Origin of the sequence: Mycobacterium sp. SA01, assembly GCF_041287105.1 — a bacterium.
Taxonomy (GTDB): domain Bacteria; phylum Actinomycetota; class Actinomycetes; order Mycobacteriales; family Mycobacteriaceae; genus Mycobacterium.
Genome location: NZ_JBGGNO010000009.1, coordinates 20,989 through 39,750, shown reverse-complemented (window position 1 = coordinate 39,750; position 18,762 = coordinate 20,989). Strand labels below are relative to the sequence as shown.

General features: G+C 67.8%; 21 protein-coding genes, 1 tRNA gene and 1 pseudogene. 12 read left to right on the top strand and 11 right to left on the bottom strand.

Translation table 11 applies throughout. The features are described from left to right. Nucleotides 1-9: 9 nt before the first annotated feature. The 7 genes from AB4879_RS01750 (at nt 10) to AB4879_RS01720 (ending at nt 7,862) form a co-directional block, all read left to right on the top strand. A complete protein-coding gene (locus AB4879_RS01750) occupies nt 10-648 on the top strand; it encodes a hypothetical protein (protein ID WP_370506167.1) in 639 nt (212 codons plus the stop codon). A gap of 86 nt (nt 649-734) precedes the next feature. Then, nucleotides 735-1,331, top strand: coding sequence for a hypothetical protein (locus AB4879_RS01745; protein ID WP_370506166.1), 597 nt, complete (start codon nt 735-737; stop codon nt 1,329-1,331). Nucleotides 1,332-1,422: 91 nt separating this feature from the next. After that, nucleotides 1,423-2,412 (top strand): phosphatidylserine/phosphatidylglycerophosphate/cardiolipin synthase family protein, encoded by a 990-nt coding sequence (locus AB4879_RS01740; RefSeq protein WP_370506165.1) that lies wholly within the window; start codon nt 1,423-1,425, stop codon nt 2,410-2,412. Next, nucleotides 2,405-2,980, top strand: a complete 576-nt coding sequence (locus AB4879_RS01735; protein ID WP_102809652.1) for a chromate transporter — start codon at nt 2,405-2,407, stop codon at nt 2,978-2,980. The genes AB4879_RS01740 and AB4879_RS01735 overlap by 8 nt, the downstream gene beginning before the upstream one ends. Then, nucleotides 2,977-3,522 carry a chromate transporter gene (locus tag AB4879_RS01730; protein WP_102809653.1) on the top strand — a complete coding sequence of 182 codons (546 nt, stop codon included), beginning with the start codon at nt 2,977-2,979 and terminating at the stop codon, nt 3,520-3,522. The genes AB4879_RS01735 and AB4879_RS01730 overlap by 4 nt, the downstream gene beginning before the upstream one ends. Nucleotides 3,523-3,570: 48 nt before the next feature. After that, complete coding sequence (locus AB4879_RS01725) at nt 3,571-5,943, top strand: lysylphosphatidylglycerol synthase domain-containing protein (RefSeq protein WP_370506164.1); 2,373 nt, start codon at nt 3,571-3,573, stop codon at nt 5,941-5,943. Between the two features lie 50 nt (nt 5,944-5,993). Further along, entirely contained in the window at nt 5,994-7,862 is a 1,869-nt protein-coding gene (locus tag AB4879_RS01720) for a CocE/NonD family hydrolase (protein ID WP_370506211.1), read from the top strand. Nucleotides 7,863-7,956: 94 nt separating this feature from the next. Here AB4879_RS01720 and AB4879_RS01715 read toward each other — a convergent pair whose 3' ends face one another. Both AB4879_RS01715 and AB4879_RS01710 read right to left on the bottom strand, forming a co-directional pair. Then, complete coding sequence (locus AB4879_RS01715; protein WP_168214817.1) at nt 7,957-8,121, bottom strand: hypothetical protein; 165 nt, start codon at nt 8,119-8,121, stop codon at nt 7,957-7,959. Nucleotides 8,122-8,364: 243 nt separating this feature from the next. Next, nucleotides 8,365-8,447: transfer RNA gene (locus tag AB4879_RS01710), tRNA-Leu, on the bottom strand. Nucleotides 8,448-8,483: 36 nt separating this feature from the next. Here AB4879_RS01710 and AB4879_RS01705 point away from each other — a divergent pair. The 4 genes and pseudogenes from AB4879_RS01705 to AB4879_RS01690 form a co-directional block, all read left to right on the top strand. Further along, nucleotides 8,484-8,642, top strand: a pseudogene (locus tag AB4879_RS01705) (hypothetical protein); the annotation flags it as partial. A 150-nt stretch (nt 8,643-8,792) separates the two neighbouring features. Beyond that, nucleotides 8,793-9,275, top strand: coding sequence for an LAGLIDADG family homing endonuclease (locus AB4879_RS01700; RefSeq protein ID WP_370506210.1), 483 nt, complete (start codon nt 8,793-8,795; stop codon nt 9,273-9,275). A gap of 49 nt (nt 9,276-9,324) precedes the next feature. After that, a complete protein-coding gene (locus AB4879_RS01695; protein ID WP_370506163.1) occupies nt 9,325-9,720 on the top strand; it encodes a hypothetical protein in 396 nt (131 codons plus the stop codon). Then, nucleotides 9,717-10,076 (top strand): DUF3817 domain-containing protein, encoded by a 360-nt coding sequence (locus AB4879_RS01690; RefSeq protein WP_083122001.1) that lies wholly within the window; start codon nt 9,717-9,719, stop codon nt 10,074-10,076. The genes AB4879_RS01695 and AB4879_RS01690 overlap by 4 nt, the downstream gene beginning before the upstream one ends. On the opposite strand, the gene AB4879_RS01685 is transcribed toward AB4879_RS01690, so the two are convergent. From AB4879_RS01685 to clpS, 9 genes are all read right to left on the bottom strand, one after another. Then, nucleotides 10,066-11,523, bottom strand: a complete 1,458-nt coding sequence (locus AB4879_RS01685) for an MFS transporter (RefSeq protein WP_370506162.1) — start codon at nt 11,521-11,523, stop codon at nt 10,066-10,068. The two genes, AB4879_RS01690 and AB4879_RS01685, sit on opposite strands and share 11 nt — an antisense overlap. A 48-nt stretch (nt 11,524-11,571) precedes the next feature. Beyond that, nucleotides 11,572-12,183: an RdgB/HAM1 family non-canonical purine NTP pyrophosphatase gene (gene rdgB, locus AB4879_RS01680; protein ID WP_370506209.1), complete on the bottom strand. Its 612-nt coding sequence runs from the start codon at nt 12,181-12,183 to the stop codon at nt 11,572-11,574. A 1-nt stretch (nt 12,184) separates the two neighbouring features. Further along, entirely contained in the window at nt 12,185-12,964 is a 780-nt protein-coding gene (rph, locus tag AB4879_RS01675; RefSeq protein WP_102809934.1) for a ribonuclease PH, read from the bottom strand. Nucleotides 12,965-13,046: 82 nt separating this feature from the next. Next, nucleotides 13,047-13,820, bottom strand: a complete 774-nt coding sequence (locus AB4879_RS01670) for a cyclic nucleotide-degrading phosphodiesterase (protein WP_083122159.1) — start codon at nt 13,818-13,820, stop codon at nt 13,047-13,049. A 57-nt stretch (nt 13,821-13,877) separates the two neighbouring features. Further along, nucleotides 13,878-14,699, bottom strand: a complete 822-nt coding sequence (gene murI, locus AB4879_RS01665; protein WP_149378688.1) for a glutamate racemase — start codon at nt 14,697-14,699, stop codon at nt 13,878-13,880. Further along, complete coding sequence (locus AB4879_RS01660; protein WP_370506161.1) at nt 14,696-15,364, bottom strand: rhomboid family intramembrane serine protease; 669 nt, start codon at nt 15,362-15,364, stop codon at nt 14,696-14,698. Before AB4879_RS01660 ends, murI begins: the two co-directional genes overlap by 4 nt. A 102-nt stretch (nt 15,365-15,466) precedes the next feature. Next, on the bottom strand, nt 15,467-16,501 hold the full coding sequence (locus tag AB4879_RS01655) for a P1 family peptidase (RefSeq protein WP_370506160.1): 1,035 nt from the start codon (nt 16,499-16,501) through the stop codon (nt 15,467-15,469). Further along, nucleotides 16,498-17,085, bottom strand: a complete 588-nt coding sequence (locus AB4879_RS01650) for a DUF2017 domain-containing protein (RefSeq protein WP_083121991.1) — start codon at nt 17,083-17,085, stop codon at nt 16,498-16,500. The genes AB4879_RS01655 and AB4879_RS01650 overlap by 4 nt, the downstream gene beginning before the upstream one ends. Before the next feature lie 4 nt (nt 17,086-17,089). Further along, entirely contained in the window at nt 17,090-17,395 is a 306-nt protein-coding gene (gene clpS / locus AB4879_RS01645; RefSeq protein ID WP_036344021.1) for an ATP-dependent Clp protease adapter ClpS, read from the bottom strand. A 24-nt stretch (nt 17,396-17,419) separates the two neighbouring features. Between clpS and AB4879_RS01640 the strand changes: the two genes are divergently transcribed. Then, nucleotides 17,420-18,757 carry a nicotinate phosphoribosyltransferase gene (locus tag AB4879_RS01640; RefSeq protein WP_370506208.1) on the top strand — a complete coding sequence of 446 codons (1,338 nt, stop codon included), beginning with the start codon at nt 17,420-17,422 and terminating at the stop codon, nt 18,755-18,757. Nucleotides 18,758-18,762 lie beyond the last annotated feature (5 nt).

Genomic DNA, 18,762 nt, shown 5'->3' with positions numbered 1-18,762 from the left:
GTTCGCCAGATGCACAGGATGTTCGTCAAGGGCGTGGTCGTGGCCGCGCTCGCTGTCGGAGCGGCGGTCGCACCCATGGCGACCGCCGCCGCCGACGAGCCGTTGCCGGTCGACCCGGCGGCCCCGCCGCCACCGCCCGCCCCGCAAGGATTCATCCCGTCGCCGGGGACCATCCAGGATTCGGTCAACGGATTCGCGGGCATCCTCGGCGGCCCGGCAGGCAACCAGTTGCTGCTCGGCCAAACCCCCGCTCCGGCGCTGGCGGGGACCGCACCCGCGGCGCCGCCGAATGCCGACATCCTCAACGGCGCGCAGTTGTTGATGGCGCAGAACAACAGCATGCCCACCCCGGACCAGCAGTCCCCGTATCAGCTGGGACCGGGCGCGGACGGCCCGTTCGCCCGGGTCAATCAGTGGAAGGGCGTGCACGCCTTCCTCCACGGGGCGCTCGGGCGCATGCCCGCCGACCAACTCGGGCAACCGCTGCCGGGAACCGCTCCGCCACCGGACATCAACATCCCGGCCGGGCCTGAACAATTCCTGCCCGATCCGGCGGCGCCCCCGCCGCCCGGAGATCCTGCGGCCCCGGTCGCTCCGCCCGCGCCGGCGGACCCGGTACTGCCTCCCCCACCGCCCCCGATCCCCTGATCGCGTCGTCGACGCCGTTCGCGGCATCGTTGCGGCGAATGCCGACTACGGTGTGACGAGGATCGAGGCCGGGAGGGCAGAGCGGGATGAGCACGGGCGACCGGACGCTGGTGTCGACGTTGGCGCTTGCCGCCGCTGCCTGTGCCATCCTCATCGGTTCGCCAACGGCAGCGGCAGATCCTGTGCCGGCCGATCCTGGGGTGCCGGCGCCGGTGCCGCCCAACGCGTCGGTGGGCAGCGTTCTCGCCCAGAGCGGTGAGCCCGCCGCCGGGCCACTCGGGCTGCCCGATCTGTCGGCGTACGCACCGGGACTTCTGCTGGGGCAGAACCCGGTTCCGTCGGCACCCGGTGCGCCGGCTGCCGCAGCACCCCCGGATCTGCACGCCCTGAACAACCACTACCTGCTGCCGCAGAACGTCGCTCCCGCCGCGCCGGGGCAGGGCGAGCCCGACATCGGCATCGGCCCGTCTGCCGAGCAGCCCGGAACCGGCCGACTGGCCTTCCTGCGCCGGCTGCACGCGATGTATTCCGAGGGCGCCCTGGACGGCGCACTGCTCGGCCAGGTCCCCTACGAGCAACTTGGCGAGCCGCTGCCCGGCACCGCGCCCGGCGCGGACGTCAACGTGCCACCCGGACTCGGCTTTGCGCTGGCAGATCCGACTGTTCCGGCACCCGCACCCTGAGTCACGACGGTGCCGACCGAGCGCGACGCGCCCCCGACATTCACCCAACGGCAAAGTGCCGGGGCAGTTCTGGTGCTAGCATCCGAAACCTATGCCTGCTAACGCCCCGCGCGTGATCGTCGAGCCAGACGACGGTTTGGAACCGGTCCGCGACTTCATCCTGAGCGCGCAAAAGTCGCTTCTGATAAAGCAATTCACCTTCACCGAGCCCAGCCTGATCGAGGCTGCCATCGACCGGAAGAAGGCCGGGGTCGACGTGCGGATCATGCTCAACCCGCAGCGCTCGGGTGGCGACCGGGCCAACGACGAAAGCTACGAGGCGTTCAAGAGCGCCGGCATCGACGTGCAATGGTCCAGCCCGAAATTCTATGTGACGCACGAGAAGTCAATCGTCGTCGACGAGAGCGCGGCAATGGTCGCGACCTACAACCTCATGATCAAGTACTTCACGCTCACCCGCGACTACGGCATCATCACCCACGATCCTCTGCACATCGCCCAGATCGTCGAGGTGTTCAACGCCGACTGGGAACATCGAGACTTCACGCCACCCAGATACGAAGGACTGCTGTGGAGTAACTCCAATTCCCGATACCACATGGCCCGGTTCATCGACTCCGCTGAGCGCAAGCTGTACATCCAGCACCCCAAGTACGTGGACGCGGTGATCCTCGACCACATCGCGGCGGCCGCCCACCGCGGCGTCAGGGTCAGAGTCCTGTGCGGGGGCAAGCACGGCATCAGCGAATGGGACATCCTCGACACGTTCGCCTCGCTGCGCACGCTGCGCCGGTTCGGCGTCGAGGTGCGCAAGCAGAAGAACCTCAGAGTGCACGCCAAGCTGCTGATCATCGACGGCAGAGAAGTTCTGGTCGGGTCGATGAACATCGATCGCAGCGCCTTCGACCTTCGCCGCGAACTCGGCGTCACCACCGATGACCCGGACGTGGTGGCTCGACTCAAAGAGGTCTTCAAAAGCGACTGGCAGGTCTCCAGCCACTACGAGCCACCCGACCCGCTCGAGAAGAACCATCCCGTCGAGGACGAGTTTCCACACGACCACGACCTGGTCCATGAGTGATTCCGGTTCGACCCGGGAGAAGGTCTCACTCTTCGAGGTCGCGCGGACCTTCAACCACATCGCGCTGGCCTCGTTCGGCGGCGGCCTGGGCGCCTGGTCGCGCGAGGTCATCGTCGTCGAGAAGCAGTGGCTGGGTGAAGAGGAGTTCCTCAGCGCGATGACGATGTGCCGGATCGTTCCCGGCGCCAATCAGGTGAACCTGGCGGTATTCGTCGGAACCAAGATGAAAGGTCTGGCCGGCGCCGTCGCGGCCGTGATCGGGCTGTGCCTGATGCCCGTCGCGATCGTGCTGACGCTCGGCTTCGTCTACTTCACGTTCAAGGAAGTGCCCGCGATCAAGGGCGCCCTGCACGGCGCCTCGGCGGCCGCCGTCGCGCTGACCCTCGCGATGGTCATCCAGACCGGTCAGAAATGCCTCAAAGGCCTGATGCCGGTTGCCTTCTTCTTGGCCAGCTTCGTCCTCAACGGGGTGCTCCGCTGGCCCCTGCTGCTGACGTTGGGAATCCTGGCGCCGCTCAGTCTGATCTGGGCCTGGCCCCGCAAGAAGCCGGAACCGGTCGACGCATGAAGACCTTCCTGGCGCTGATCGGCATGTTCGGCTCGCTGTCGCTGCTGTCGATCGGCGGTGGCAACACGGTGCTGCCCGATATGCACCTGCAGGCGGTGACCGGGCACCACTGGCTGACCAACTCCCAGTTCGCCGACATCTTCTCGATCTCGCAAGCCGCACCGGGCCCGAGCATCCTGATCGTTGCGCTGGTCGGGTACGCGGCCGGTCTCGGCACCTTCGGCGTCGCCGGCGGCATCGTCGGCGGCGTGCTGGCCACGATCGCGATGGTGGTCCCCGCGGCGGGCCTGATGTACCTGATCACCGTCTCGTGGCAGAAGGCCCAGAAGTCCAAGCTGCGCTACGCGGTGGAGAAGGGCTTCGCTCCGCTGACCGTGGGACTGATCCTGGCCAGCTCGCTGGTCATGAGCAGAGCCGCCGACCACGACTGGCGGGCGTACCTGATCACCGGCGTCGCCACCCTCATCTTTGTTCGGACCAAGACCAATCCGCTGATCGTGGTGGGTGCCGCGGCACTGCTGGGCTACGTCGGCTTCGTCTGAGGGCGGTCAATGAGACCTCCCCGGTGAAAGTCGGGATAGGTTGCAGCGGTGCGAGTTGACGGACGCGATGTTGCCATCTCCGGCGACGTACTGCTGCCGCTGACCCGCCGGACCAACGACATCGTCCGACTCGCGGTGGCGACCGTCGTCCTGGTGATCGTGATCACCAGCTCGCTGATCACCCGCAACGACTGGGTCGGACTCGAGAAATCCGTCTCGATGATCGTGGGTGTCCTCACCCCCACCCAGTCCAACCTGGTGTACCTGGGCTACGGCGTCGCGATCTTGGCGTTGCCGTTCGTGATCCTGATCGGGCTGATCGGTGCGCGGCAGTGGAAGCTGTTCGCGGCGTACGTGGCCGCCGGATTCCTCGCCGTGATCTCACTGTCGATCACCGGCAACGGGATCGCCGCGCCCCGCTGGCATTTCGACCTTTCCGAGCGACTGTCGACCACCCTGTCGCAATTCCTCGACGATCCTCGCTGGATCGCCATGCTGGCCGCGGTCCTGACCGTCTCCGGGCCGTGGCTGCCGGGCCGCTGGCGGCGATGGTGGTGGACGCTGCTCCTGGCGTTCGTGCCGATCCACCTGGTCGTCAGCGCGGTGGTGCCGGCCCGCTCGCTACTCGGACTGTCGGTCGGCTGGTTCGTCGGTGCCCTGACAGTGTGGGTGGTCGGCACCCCCGCACTCGAAGTGCCGCTCGATGGAACCGTGCGCGCGCTGGCCCGCCGTGGATTTCTGGTGACGTCCCTGACGGTGGTGCGGCCGGCCGGGTCCGGACCGCTGGAGTTGGCGGCGACCGACGACGCCGGTTCGCAGATGGTCCTGGAGATGTATGGGCCCAATCAGCGCAGTGGCGGTGCACTGCGCCAGTTCTGGCGCTGGCTCATTCTGCGTGACTCCGAAACCGCGCCGTTGCAGGCCTCGATGCGCCGCGCGGTCGAGCACCGCGCGCTGATGACGATCGCGGTCGGCGACCTCGGGGTGTCCAACACCACCACGATGGTGGTCGCGGCGCTCGAACGCGGGTGGACGTTGTACGCCCACACCCCGCCGCTCGGCACCCCGATCGAATCGGCCTGTGACGAGGCCCTGGTGACCTCGGTCTGGGGTTCACTCGCAGTGCTGCACCGCCACCAGATCGCGCACGGCGACTTGCGTTTCAAGGAGATGACGATCGACTCCGGGAAGGTGTTGTTCGGCGGATTCGGCAATTCCGAGTACGGCGCGACCGACGAGCAACTCCAGTCAGACATCGCGGCACTGCTGGTGACGACGTCCGACCGGTTCAGTCCCGAAGCCGCCGTGCAAGCTGCCGTCCACACGCTGGGCAAGGACACCGTACTGACGGCGTCGCGGCGCCTGACCCGAGCTGCGGTCCCGGCCCGAATTCGCAAGTCCGTCAACGATCCCAAGGCCGTCATGGCCGCCGCCCGCGACGAAGTGAAGCGGCAGACCGGCGCCGACGAGATCAAGACCGAGACCATCACCCGGTTCACCCGCAAGCAGGTCATTCAGCTGGTCCTGCTGGTCGCACTGGTTTACGTCGCCTACCCGTTCATCAGCACGGTGCCCACCTTCTTCAGTGAGCTGCGCAATGCGAACTGGTGGTGGGCCCTGCTCGGGCTGGCCGTCTCCGCACTGACGTATGTCGGTGCGGCAGCGGCGCTGTGGGCGTGCGCATCCGGGCTCGTCAGCTTCCGGAACCTGGTCATCATGCAGTTCGCCAACACCTTCGCCGCCACCACCACCCCGGCGGGTGTCGGCGGGCTGGCGCTGAGCACCCGATTCCTGCAGAAGGGTGGGCTGGGCGCGCTGCGTGCCACCGCCGCGGTGGCCCTTCAGCAGGCGGTGCAGGTGATCACCCATGTGACCCTGCTGATTCTGTTCAGCGTCGCCGCCGGCGCGACCGCCGACCTGTCCCATTTCGTGCCGAGCACCACATTGCTGTATCTGATCGGCGGTGTCGCGCTCGGCATCGTGGGCACATTCCTGTTGGTGCCCAAGGCGCGCCGGTGGCTCGGCACCGCGCTGCGGCCGCGGCTCCAAGAAGTCGGCCGTGAGCTGCTGGACCTGATGCGCGAACCCAAGCGATTGGCCATCATCGTGCTCGGTTGTGCCACAACCACTCTGGGAATGGCGCTGGTGCTGTGGGCCAGCATCTCGGCGTTCGGCGGTGACACCACGTTCGTCACCGTCACGATCGTCACGATGGTCGGCGGCACGCTGGCGTCGGCGGCGCCCACCCCCGGAGGTGTCGGCGCGGTGGAGGCCGCCCTCATCGGTGGACTCGCCGCCTTCGGCGTACCCGCCGCCGTCGGTGTGCCCGCTGTTTTGCTGTATCGCGTTCTGACGTGCTGGCTGCCGGTGTTCGCGGGCTGGCCCATCATGCGGTGGCTCACCGCGCGAGAGATGATCTGAGCGCAACTGCGTAGCGTGGAGACGTGCGAACGACGCGTGCCCTCGCGGTGATGTTGGCGCTGGCCTTGGTGTTGTCGGCGTGCGGCGCCTCGAGTCGACGCGTCACCGACTCGGCGTGGCCGCCCTCGACCGGCCGCGGCCCGTGTGCGGTGAGCAAGCAGACCGACGTGCCGGCCCGGATGCGCGACGGAACCGTACTGCGCGCCGACGTGTACCGGCCGGAGCATTCCGGCCCGGTTCCGGTGATCCTGATGCGCACCCAGTACGGGAAGTCTGGCGCCCAGGTCCAGCCGTCGCGCTACCAGACACCCGACTGGTTCGCGTCGCACTGCTATCTCGTTGTCATCCAAGATGTTCGGGGACAGGGCTCGTCCGGCGGCACGTTCAGCGAGTTCACCCATGATCGCGACGACGGCTACGACTCGGTCGAGTGGGCGGCCGCGCTGCCAGGGTCGAACGGCAAAGTGGGCATGTACGGCTCATCGTATGTCGGCGCGACCCAGTGGCTGGCCGCCACGGCGTCGCCGCCACACCTGGTCACCATCGTCCCGGCGAACACCGCATCGGACTATTACGACGGCTGGATGTACGAGGGTGGCGAGTTCCGGCTGGCGTTCGTGCAGCCCTGGGCGCTCGGTTTGGCCACCACCGCAGCCGAGAACAGGCGTGACGACCCGACTGCCGCCGCCCTGAAGGCTGCGGCGGCGAACTCGACCCGGTGGCTGAACTTCCTGCCGTACCGTGCCCTGCCGCCGCTGCAGCCCGCGAATCCTGCTGTGGCGCCGTGGTATTTCGACTGGATCGCGCATTCGACTCGGGATGACTTCTGGCGACAGTGGAGCATCCGCGATCGCTATCCGTCGGTTCGGGTACCGGTTCTCGACGTCGAGGGCTGGTACGACGCATTCCTCGCCGGCGGCGTGGAGAACTTCACCGGGATGGTGAAGTCGGCGGCCACGCCCGAAGCCCGGGCGAATCAACGGCTCGTCATCGGCCCCTGGGACCATCTGGACTGGGGCCGGCCAGGTTCGGAACCGGCGCCGCTGCTCAAGGACATCGGGCCCGTCGGCGCCAGTCCGATCAACGAGCTGATGCTGAAGTGGTACGACCATTTCCTCAAGGGTATGAACAACGGCGTCAACGGGACCTCTGGCGACACCCCGCGGGTTGACTACTTCCTGATGGGCGCCAACCGATGGAAGTCGGCGCCGAGTTGGCCGCTGCCCCAGACCCAGTGGACCCGTTACTTCCTGTCCGGCGACGGCGAGATGGATTCGCGCACCGGCACATTGACTACGACAGCAACTGCCGTGGGTCAGACACCGGACCACTACGTCTACGATCCGACCGATCCGGCTCCCAGCGTCGGCGGCCATTCCTGTTGCGGTGCGCGGTCAGGACCGCAGGGGCCCTACGACCAGATACCGGTCGAACAGCGCTCCGATGTGCTGGTCTACAGCAGCGATCCGTTGTCAGCCGACACCGAGGTGACCGGACCGGTGACGGTCGACCTGTGGGCGTCGTCGTCGGCCGTCGACACCGACTTCACCGCAAAGCTGATCGTGGTCAAGCCGGACGGCGATGCCATCAACCTCAACAACGGGATCGTGCGGACGGCGTTCCGCGACTCGTTGTCCGACCCGCGACCCGGTGTGGCGAACCAGCCCTACGAGTACCACATCGCGATCTGGCCGACGAGCTATGAGTTCGGTGCCGGCGACCGGATCCGACTGGAGATCTCCAGCAGCGACTATCCGCAGTTCGCACCGAACCCGAACACCGGTGAGCCGTTCGGGCAGAGCGCCGCGACGCAGCAGGCACGGCAGACCATCCTGCACGACGCCGCCCATCCGTCGGCTGTCGTCATCCCGGTGATCCCGGGCGGCAATGCAGGGTCAGACCACTTCCCGATCGGATGACGGCGCGATCGGAGGAGCGAAAATTGTGGCCATCAGTGGCCGGAGGAAAAAGGACGTGGCGACCTAGTCAGCCACGGTCGTGGCGAACGTCAGATCAGCGGGATTGGCGAGATGCGTCGGCGGCCATGCCGATGAAAATAGCGTAGGCAGCAGACATGGCGATCTGATCGATCTTGTCGGTGTCTCCGCCAAGTTCACGCACCTGGTCGGCGATCGCATAACGGATCAGATCGACAGACGTCATCATGGGATCGCTCACCGGTACTCCACTCTCGGTGCCATTTTCTTATCGGTTGTCAGGCAGAGCTGCGGTGTCGCCGCCGCGAAGAAAACGACATCTCCGACTTTGCCCAACTCGATCACCGTAGCTCCGTTCGTCATCAAGTACCTGAGACCGAGCTTAGAGTTCAAAAGTTAGTCTAGCTAGCAGATTAGCTTTGTGACCGGCGTGAGATCCGTTTGAGACTTAAGGCGTTGTGATGCGCGCCACGAGGGCCAATTGTGCGGGCGGAGGGACTCGAACCCACACGCTCTTTCGAGCAATGGCACCTAAAGCCATCGCGTCTTCCATTCCGCCACGCCCGCAGAACTCCGGAGTCTACCCGGCGAAACCCCCCGGGGATGTGTCGGTGGGGGGCGTTAGCGTCGACTCGACGCAGAGAGGCCGACACCATCCGTTCCGACGAAGAGTTTGCGAACGTACAGCGACTGATAGCCGCTGGCCTGAACGACTGCGACATCGCTCGCCGAACGGGTGTACCGCGGCCCACCGTCAAGGACTGGCGCCGCCGGCCCCCAGCGACGATGCGCCGTCCTGTTCCAGGCGCGCCGTGCGGCGTTGTCCATGACTTCACCGAACTCCCAGTGAGTGCCTACTGTTATCTACTCGGCCTCTACCTCGGGGATGGCTGCATATCGAAAGACCGGCGCGTGTGGCGGCTCCGGATCGCATTGGACAAGAAGTACCCCGGCATCATCGATAACTGTTGCGCGGCAATCGACACAGTGATGCCGGGTCAGCACGCCTCGATCGCCACATATCCCCAGGGGTGCGTATCGGTCTCCCTTTACTCCAAACACTGGCCGTGCCTTTTTCCACAGCACGGTCCGGGTAAAAAGCACACCAGGCCGATCCGCCTCGAGCCTTGGCAGCAAGATCTTGTCGAGCGCGCGCCCGAAGACTTCGTCCGCGGTCTGATCCACAGCGACGGCTGCCGTGTCGTCGCCAACGATCGCGGCGTCAAGAGCATTCGGTATCACTTCACCAATCACTCAGAGGACATCCTCGGCCTATTCACCAGCGCCCTCGACCACCTCGGAATTCCATGGACACGGTCGACCAAGTACGTCGTCTCGATCTATCGGAAGGCGGCAACCGCCCGCCTCGACGAATTCATCGGCCCGAAGTGCTGAGCGCCACTCACCGGTGAACCCATAACCGCTGGCAGGGTACCGTCGTGGTGTGTCCACGACCCGCCGCCGCAGGTTCGCGTTGATCCTTTTGGTGATCATCGCCGCGTGCGGCTGCCTGGCACTGGGCTGGTGGCAGTGGAGCAGATTCGAGTCGACGTCGGGCACCTTCCAGAACCTCGGTTACGCCCTGCAGTGGCCGATGTTCGCCGGATTCTGCGTGTACGCCTACCGCAAGTTCATCCGCTACGAAGAAGAAGGCGTGCCCGAGCCGCCGACGGACGCCGACTCCGCCACCGAGATCCCCGCCGGACTGCTGCCCGCGCGGCCCACGGCCGGCACCGCGGCCGATGAGGCCGACCCCGCAATGCGCGAATACAACGCCTATCTGGCCGAACTGGCCGCGGCCGACAAGGCCCACGACGATCAGAACAGGACCACCGCATGACCGCACCCGAGTCGCCCGAAGCCCACACCCCGACGGGCGTCCCGAACGAGACGATCCGCAAAGCCCTTCTCGGGTACCGCGTCCTGGCCTGGACGACTGGCATCTGGCTGATCGCGCTGTGCTACGAGATCGTGCTGCGCTACGTCGTCAAGGTCGACAACCCGCCCACCTGGATCGGCGTGGTGCACGGCTGGGTGTACTTCATCTATCTGCTTTTCACCGCGAACCTCGCGGTGAAGGTGCGCTGGCCGATCGCCAAGACCATCGGTGTGCTGTTGGCCGGCACCATCCCGCTGCTGGGCATCATCGTCGAGCAGGTGCAGACCCGGGAGCTGAAGACCCGCTTCAACCTTTGATCAGCGGGTCGTCGGACAGCTCGATGTCGTCCGCCGACCACTCGGCGACGACGATCTCCGCCCGAGTCGGGATCGTCACTGCGACAACAGCCGCGAGCGCGGCGACACCCGCAGCGATCAACAGCGCCGTTCGCAGACCGTGCACGGACGGGACGACGTGCCCGGCATAGGTGATCGTCATCGTCGCGAGCACGACACCGATCACGGCGCTGGACACCGAGGTGCCCAACGACCGGGCGAGCGCGTTGATCCCGTTGGCGGCAGCCGTTTCGGACACCGGCACCGCGGCGTTGATGAGCGCGGGCAGCGACGAATACGCGAACCCGACACCGAAGCTCACGACAATGTTGACCACCAGCACCGCCGCGGGGCTGCCGAGTAGCCACAGCGCACCCAGGTAGGCGGCCGCGATGATCGCCGAACCGCAGACCAACGTGAACTTGGGACCGCGGCGGCCCGCGGTACGTGCGGCGAGCGGGGCCGCGAACATCATCGCCAGCCCGCCGGGGGCCATCCACAGACCGGCCTGCAGCATCGACTGCCCCAGGCCGAACCCGGTTCCCGTCGGCAACTCGAGCACCTGGGGACCGACCAGCGACAGCGCGAACATCGAGAAGCACACCAGGACCGCGGCGATGTTGGTGGTCAGGACCGGCCGCCGCAGCGTGGTGCGCAGATCCACGATCGGGGACGCGGTCCGGAACTGCCAGCGGGCGAAGATCGCGAACACCGCGACCGAGAGCACGAACAGCGACAGCGTCGTCGAACTCGTCCAGCCCCACGTCGAACCCTTGGAGATCGGCAGAAGCAGGGTCACCAACCCCGCCGCCAGCAGCAGGGTGCCGAGCGGGTCGAACCGGTCGGCCGAGCTGGCCGGCACATTGGGCACCAGGAATGCGAACAGCAGCATCGCCAGGATGCCGAGAACGCCTGCGCCCCAGAACAATGTGTGCCAGTCCGCCTTTTGCGCGATCACCGCCGACAGCGGAAGGCCCATCGCGCCGCCGACACCCAGTGACGAACTGATCAGCCCCATCGCCGGGCCGACCCGCTCGGCGGGCAGCGCCGAGCGCAGCACGCTGATGGCCAGCGGAATGATCGGCAAGGCCAGCCCTTGCAGCCCACGCCCGATGATGAACGGCACCAGAGAGCTGGTGACCGCGGCCAGCAGCGAGCCGACGGCCATCGCACCCGCGCAGATCATCAACATCGGCTTGGGGCCGTGCATATCGCCGAGGCGCCCGAACACCGGCGTCGCCACCGCCGCGGTCAGCAAGGTGACGGTGATCGTCCACGACGCGTTGGACGGGTTGGTGTGCAACAGCATTGGGAGCTCGGGAATGAGCGGGATCATCAGGGTCTGCGTCAGCGACACGCTGATGCCGGCCGCCGCCAGGACGGCGATCAGAACACCGGGGTGCGCCGCCCGGACCGAGTGACGACCCACCCGAGCATCATGACACAGGTTAGATGCGCTAGGAAAATCTCGTTCCACTCACCTGAGCAGCGCACTCAGTGCCGGGATCAGCAACGAAAGCGCGCGGCCGCGATGCGACGCCGCGTCCTTCTCCGCCGGGCTGAGCTCGGCAGCGCTGCGGCTCTCCCCCTCAGGGATGAACAGCGGGTCGTAACCGAAACCGCCCGCACCGCGCGGCTCCCGGGCGATCGCCCCGTTCCACTCGCCGCGCACCACCGCACTGTCGGCGTCGCCGGGTCCGTACACGAGCGCGCACGCCGACACGAACGCCGCCGAACGCCGCTCGTCGGGCACGTCACGCAGCTGCGCCAGGAGCAACGCGTTGTTCGCGGCGTCCTCGCCGTGCGTTCCGGCCCATCGCGCCGAGAGCACCCCCGGCATCCCGTTGAGGGCGGCCACCGCCAGCCCCGAGTCGTCGGCGACGGTGGGCAACCCGGTCGCCGTGTAGCCGTCCCGGGCCTTCGCCAGCGCATTCTCCTCGAAGGTGGCGCCGGTTTCGGGCGCCTCGTCGAAGGGCGGCACATCGTCGAGCGAGACCAGGGTCAGCCCGGTCAGCCCGGCGGCGTCGAGGACGCGACGCAGTTCGGCCAGCTTCTTGGCGTTGCGGCTGGCGACGAGTACGCGGTTCAGCTCAGCTCCCGAACGCCTTCTTCGACGGCGCACCGTCGGGCAGCACACCGGGATACGGCAGTGCCAAGGCTTCACGCTGCACGGCAAACAAGGTTTCGCAGGCACCGAGGGCGGCATCGAGCATCTTGTCGAGCGTCGAGCGCGGGAACGTCGCACCTTCGCCGGTCCCCTGGACCTCGACCAGTGTTCCGGTGTCGGTGGCGACGATGTTCATGTCGACCTCGGCGCGCGAGTCCTCCTCGTAGGGAAGGTCGACGCGAACGCGGCCGTCGACCACCCCGACGCTGACCGCCGCGATGGCACACGACAGCGGGCGCGGGTCGGACAGTTTGCCTGCCGCCGCCAGGTACGTGACGGCATCGGAGAGCGCAACGTAGGCGCCGGTGATCGCGGCGGTGCGGGTTCCGCCGTCGGCCTGCAACACGTCGCAGTCGATGGCGATGGTGTTCTCGCCGAGCGCGGCCAGATCGATACACGCCCGCAGCGAGCGCCCGACCAGGCGGCTGATCTCCTGGGTGCGTCCGCCCACGCGGCCCTTCACCGATTCGCGATCGGACCGGGTGTGCGTAGCGCCGGGCAACATCGCGTACTCGGCGGTCAGCCAGCCCAGTCCGGAGCCCTTGCGCCAGCGCGGCACCCCGTCGGTGACGCTCGCCGTGCACATGACCCGGGTCTCGCCGAAGGCGACAAGCACCGAGCCGGCCGGATGGGAGGTGAAGCCACGGGTGATCGTGACCGGGCGCAGCTCGTCGTCAAGCCTGCCGTCTTGTCGTCGGGACACGTGGGAAACACTAGCCGAGCGACGATGCGGCGAGGCACGAGCCGAGGAGGAGTTCGGGCAATCAGACCCGGGCCCGAGGGCGTCAGTGCCGACGCACCTCGATGGCCTCCCCGCACACCACGGCGTGTACCGGACCGTCGAACTCCGCCTTGGCCTCGGAGATCACGTCCTCCCGCGACGTCCAGGGCGGGATGTGGGTGAGCAACAGTTCGCCGACGCCGGCACGCTTGGCCATCCGGCCGGCTTCGGTGCCGGACAGATGGAGGTGGGGCGGCCGCTCCGGTGCGTGCGTCCACGATGCCTCGCACAGGAAAACGTCCGCACCCCTTGCCAATTCGACCAGTGACTCGCACACGCCGGTGTCGCCGCTGTAGACCAGGGTGGCGCCGGACGGGTCGGTGATGCGCATACCGAACGACTCGGTCGGATGGGTCACCAGCCGCGGCAGCACGGTCAGGGCACCGAATTGCACGGGCTGGTTGTCCTGCCAGTGGCGGATGTCGAAGATGTCGGAGAAGTCGTCGAGCTCGCCCCCGAGCGGCGACGACGCCGCCGCCAGCCGAGTCCAGGTATCGCTGGGGCCGTACATGATGCCGCGGCCCTGAGCCGGACTCGGGTGGTAGCGACGCCACACGAACAGGCCGGGCAGATCCAGGCAGTGGTCGGCGTGCAGGTGCGACAGCAGAACGTGCACCTCGTTGGGATCGGCGTAGCGCTGCAGCGCGCCGAGCACTCCGCCACCGAAATCGAGGACGAGAGGCGGTGTATCCGGTGCCGTCAGCAGGTAGCCGGACGCCGGCGAATCAGGCCCGACAACACTGCCGGAGCAACCGAGAACGGTGATTCGCACAGCCACCAGCTTGCCATGCCCGGTTGCCACACGAGGAAAACATGACGGGTTTGTCAGAGAGAATCACGTTGTCGCCGAGACGTGACGGTGCACAGGATGGACGCCGGTGATCGCCGGACCCAGGAAGCGCGCCGCCAGAGCGGTGAACGCCTCGGGATCACCCGTCGCCTCGAACAGCCGGGTCGCCGCCGGTGCCTCGTGCGGGCGCAGCAGATCGCGCTCGGTCAGAACCTTCAGCAAGTCTTTGGCCGTCTCCTCGGCACTGGACACCAGCGTGACCGAATCCCCCATCGCCAGCTGGATCAGCCCGGACAGCAACGGGTAGTGCGTGCAGCCCAACACCAAAGTGTCGACCTGTGCACGCTGGAGCGGCTCCAGATACCCCTCGGCCAGATTGAGCACCTGGCGACCGCTGGTGACGCCGCGCTCGACGAAGTCGACGAACCGCGGGCATGCCACCGCCGCGACGTCGACGTCGCGCGCCGCCGCGAACGCGTCCTGGTAGGCCCCGGACGCGATGGTCGCCTGGGTGCCGATGACCCCGATGCGTCCCGTGCGCGTGGTGGCCACCGCGCGCCGCACGGCGGGCAGAATCACCTCGACGACGGGCACGTCGTAGCGTTCGCGCGCATCGCGCAGGCAGGCCGACGACGCGGTGTTGCAGGCGATGACGAGGGCTTTGACCCCGCGCTCGACGAGGTCGTCGCCGATCGCCAATGCGTGCGCCCGAACCTCGGGAATGGTCAGCGGACCGTAGGGTCCGTTGCCGGTGTCGCCGACATAGATGATGTCCTCGTCGGGCAGCTGGTCGATGATCGAGCGGGCGACGGTCAGCCCACCCACGCCGGAATCGAAGATGCCGACCGGCGCGAAGCGGTCGCTCATGACGTCAGGCCGGGAAATTGGCCGGCATTCTTGCGTTCCCGCGCTTTGCGTTCCGGACCGGACAGCCAGTAGGCGGCCAGCACGCCGGCAATCGCCCCGCACAGGTGGCCTTGCCAGGACACCCCGCCGCAGGTGCTCAGTTCGGGCATGGCCCCCCACAGCACGCCGCCGTAGACGAACAGCACCACGATCCCGGTGACGATCCACCAGAGGTGCCTGGTGAAGAAGCCGAAGACCAACAGGAAGGTCAGCCAGCCGAAGATCAGCCCGGAGGCGCCGATGTGGTTGGTCTCAAGCCCGCAGCCGACGTTTCCGATCAGCCAGGTGCCGAATCCGCCGACGATCCAGATGATCGCGGTGGCCCAGACGAACCGGGCCATGCCGGTCAGTGTCACCAGGAAGCCGAGCACCAGGGCCGGCACGGTGTTTGCGGCCAGGTGCTGCCAGCTGGCGTGCAGCAGCGGCGAGAACACGATGCCCCACAGGCCGTCGGTTTCCAGTGGCCGGATGCCGTTGCGGTCCAGCGAATGCCCCGAGAGCTGGTCGACGATCTCGATCACGTACAGCAGCGCGACGAACGACAGGATGGTGGCGCCGCCGACCTTCCACGCCGGGGGCTTCTTGGGTTGCGGCGGAGTCGCCGGATAACCCAACGGCTGGTTCATCTGTGCCTCATACCTCTTCTACGCCCGGAGCCGGCCTTGCCAGCCCCTCCTCGGCTTCGTCCAGGCTACCGGTGGAGCACCTCGGCGGGGTGCCAGCTCGGGTCAGGCACCGGCGCCGAACGCCCCCGGAACCACGTCCCGGTAGGTCGGAACCCCGGCGGCCGACTGCGCTGCCAGCACCGCGACCAGTACGGCCCGCGCCAGACAATCCGCCCCGGCCGCGCCGAGCGCCGCGAGCGCCTTGGTCTCCGGCACCATCGCCACCGGCGTATCGGGATCGGGCTGCAGATCGACGGCGCCGGTGGCCAGCGCGAACACGGTGTCACCGTCCAGCGGGGTGTGTGCGGGACGGATGGTGTGGGCCAGGCCGTCCTGGGCCGCGACCGCGAACCGCCGGCACCCCGCCGGCGACAGCGCGGCGTCGGTGGCGACGACCGCGATGGTGGTGTTGAGCGGGCTGGACTCCTTGTCGAGCGCGGTGAGTGCGGCGATCTGGTCGGCGGGCGGCGCGGCCAGCCCGAATTCCGCGACGAGGTGGCTCATCCACGGCAGGCCGGTGGCGGGGTCGACGACGTTGCCTGCGCTGTTGACGACGACGATCGCCCCGACCGTCACCCCGGATTCGAGGGTGATCGATGCGGTGCCGACGCCACCCTTGAGGACGGCGGCACGGGCACCGACACCGGCTCCGACGGTCCCCACCGCCACCTCCGCACCGGCTGAGCTCGCCGCCACATAGCCGAACTCGGCAGTGGGTCTGCACGCCCAGCCGCCGACCGGCAGATCGAAGATCACCGCGGCCGGAACGATCGGGACGACGCCGCCGTCCATCGCCACCCCGCGGCCTTGCTCCTCCAGCCAGGTCATCACACCGTCGGCGGCGGCGAGGCCGTAGGCACTGCCGCCGGTCAGCACGACGGCGTCGACGTGGCGGACGCTGTTGGCCGGGTCGAGCAGGTCGGTCTCGCGGCTGCCGGGCGCGCCGCCGCGTACGTCGACGGCGCCGACCGTGCCGGGTGGCGCAACGATCACGGTGGTGCCGCAGGCCCAGCCGGAGCCGAGGCTCGCATCGTCGTCGAGGCGGTGGTGGTGACCGACCAGGATGCCTGCGACGTCGGTGATCGACCCGGTCTTCATCGGATCGGCTTGCCCATCAGGCCGAGCACCAGATACTCCTGCAACACCGTCAGCCACTGATAGACGTCGAGGTGACCCGCCAGCGGATGGTCGGTCGGCAGCCGGTCGGGGCCCTCCGGGCCGATCTCGAGCATCGCGCCCAGCGCCAGCCGGACGTCGTTCACCGCGGAGACCCAGGCGTTGGCGTCGTCTTCGGTGATCTCGAACCTGCCACCACCATCCGGAAGGGTGTCCAAAAGACGTTGCGCCGCAGACCTTTTGGCATCGATGATGTCCGGCTCGTGCAGACTGCGCAGCGCACCGTTGAGGCTCTCGGCGGCCGCGGAGCCGGCCGGATGATCCCGCTGAGGCTTGAAGAAGTCGGGCAGCAAGCGTCGCATCGTCGTGTCGTCGGGCGCCTGCGGGTTGCCGGCCCGGATCCCGGTGATCTGCTCCAACGGATCCGACGGCGTCGCAGCCTCCCGCTCGTCGAGCATGCCCTGCACCGAGGCGACCATGTTCTTCAGCAGCGCAGCCTCATGCGGGGCCAGCGCCGAGCGGAACCGCGGACCCTCAGCGGTGTCGACCCGCTTCCACTTGCGCACGCGGTCAGCGGTCCTGCTGCATGGTCGCCCACAAACCGGCGGCATGCAGTTTGGACACGTCGACCTCCATGGATTCGCGGCTCCCGGCGGAGACCACCGCCTTGCCCTCGTTGTGAACCTGCAGCATGAGCTTGGTGGCATGCGGTTCGCTGTAGCCGAACAGCTTCTGGAAGACGTAGGTCACGTAGTTCATCAGATTCACCGGGTCATCCCACACGATCGTGACCCACGGGGTGTCGACAGCAGCGACGGATTCAGTGCGTTGCTGTCCGCTGGCGTCCGGGCGGGTCGGAGCTGCTTGCGAACCCATGGGACCAAGGATAGCGAGCCGCCTATCCGGCTATCCAGCCCGCCGGGGGGCCGATACGGTTGCGCTGTGACCGCCGCCCTGCTGACGGACAAGTACGAGTTGACGATGCTCGCCGCCGCGCTGCGTGACGGGTCCGCCGAGCGCCGGACCACCTTCGAGGTGTTTGCCCGCCGGCTGCCCGACGGCCGCCGCTACGGTGTAGTAGCAGGAACCGGGCGGTTCCTGGAAGCGTTGGGCGAGTTCATCTTCGACGACGACGCCCTGGCTCCCCTACGGTCCTTCCTCGACCGCGCGACGCTGGATTATCTGCGTGACTTCCGGTTCACCGGTGATGTCGACGGCTACGCCGAGGGTGAGCTGTACTTCCCCGGCTCCCCGGTTCTCTCGGTCACCGGCACCTTCGCCGAGTGCGTGTTGCTGGAGACGCTGGCGCTGTCGATCTTCAACCACGACACCGCGATCGCCTCGGCGGCCGCGCGGATGGTCAGCGCGGCGGCCGGCCGGCCGCTGATCGAGATGGGCTCGCGCCGCACCCACGAGCAGGCGGCGGTGGCGGCGGCCCGCGCGGCCTATATCGCCGGCTTTGCCGGCACGTCCAACCTCGAAGCCAACCGCCGCTACGGCATCCCGGCGATGGGCACCAGCGCGCATGCGTTCACGATGCTGCACACCACCGCGGCGGGACCAGACGAACAGGCGGCCTTCCGTGCGCAGGTCGACGCACTGGGCGTCGGGACAACCCTGCTGGTCGACACCTACGACGTGACGGCGGGCGTTGCCAACGCGGTCGAGGTCGCCGGAACCGGCCTCGGCGCGGTGCGCATCGACTCCGGCGACCTCGGGGTGCTGGCCCGGCGGGTGCGCGGCCAGCTCGACGACCTGGGCGCCACCGGCACCGAGATCGTGGTGTCGGGTGACCTCGACGAATTCTCGATCGCAGCGCTGCGCGCCGACCCGGTCAACACCTACGGTGTCGGAACCTCGGTGGCCACCGGCTCGGGCGCCCCGACCGCGAGCATGGTCTACAAGCTCGTCGAGGTCGACGGCATTCCCGTTCAGAAACGCAGCAGCCGCAAGGAATCTCACGGCGGACGCAAGGCGGCACTGCGGCTGTCCCGGCCCACGGGCACGATCACCGAGGAGGTCATCTACCCGGTGGCGGCCGCACCCGAGGTGACCGAGCCGGCGCGGGTGCTGACCGTGCCGCTGGTGCGCGCCGGGCAGCCGCTGGCGCCGGCCGATCTGCCCGCCGCGCGTGAGCTGGTGGTGCGCGGGCTGCGCAGCCTGCCCTGGGAAGGCCTGGCCCTGTCGCAGGGCGAGCCGGCGATCCCGACCCGACAGGTGCCGGTGCGGTCACGGTGAGCGAC

Excerpts from the sequence above, each read along its gene's own strand:
- AB4879_RS01655 (WP_370506160.1), bottom strand. The coding sequence starts at position 16,501 with ATGAAGACCGGGTCGATCACCGACGTCGCAGGCATCCTGGTCGGTCAC.
- AB4879_RS01745 (WP_370506166.1), top strand. The coding sequence starts at position 735 with ATGAGCACGGGCGACCGGACGCTGGTGTCGACGTTGGCGCTTGCCGCC.
- AB4879_RS01660 (WP_370506161.1), bottom strand. The coding sequence starts at position 15,364 with ATGAACCAGCCGTTGGGTTATCCGGCGACTCCGCCGCAACCCAAGAAG.
- clpS (WP_036344021.1), bottom strand. The coding sequence starts at position 17,395 with ATGGGTTCGCAAGCAGCTCCGACCCGCCCGGACGCCAGCGGACAGCAA.
- AB4879_RS01750 (WP_370506167.1), top strand. The coding sequence starts at position 10 with ATGCACAGGATGTTCGTCAAGGGCGTGGTCGTGGCCGCGCTCGCTGTC.
- AB4879_RS01740 (WP_370506165.1), top strand. The coding sequence starts at position 1,423 with ATGCCTGCTAACGCCCCGCGCGTGATCGTCGAGCCAGACGACGGTTTG.
- AB4879_RS01720 (WP_370506211.1), top strand. The coding sequence starts at position 5,994 with ATGTTGGCGCTGGCCTTGGTGTTGTCGGCGTGCGGCGCCTCGAGTCGA.
- AB4879_RS01690 (WP_083122001.1), top strand. The coding sequence starts at position 9,717 with ATGACCGCACCCGAGTCGCCCGAAGCCCACACCCCGACGGGCGTCCCG.
- murI (WP_149378688.1), bottom strand. The coding sequence starts at position 14,699 with ATGAGCGACCGCTTCGCGCCGGTCGGCATCTTCGATTCCGGCGTGGGT.
- AB4879_RS01735 (WP_102809652.1), top strand. The coding sequence starts at position 2,405 with ATGAGTGATTCCGGTTCGACCCGGGAGAAGGTCTCACTCTTCGAGGTC.
- AB4879_RS01730 (WP_102809653.1), top strand. The coding sequence starts at position 2,977 with ATGAAGACCTTCCTGGCGCTGATCGGCATGTTCGGCTCGCTGTCGCTG.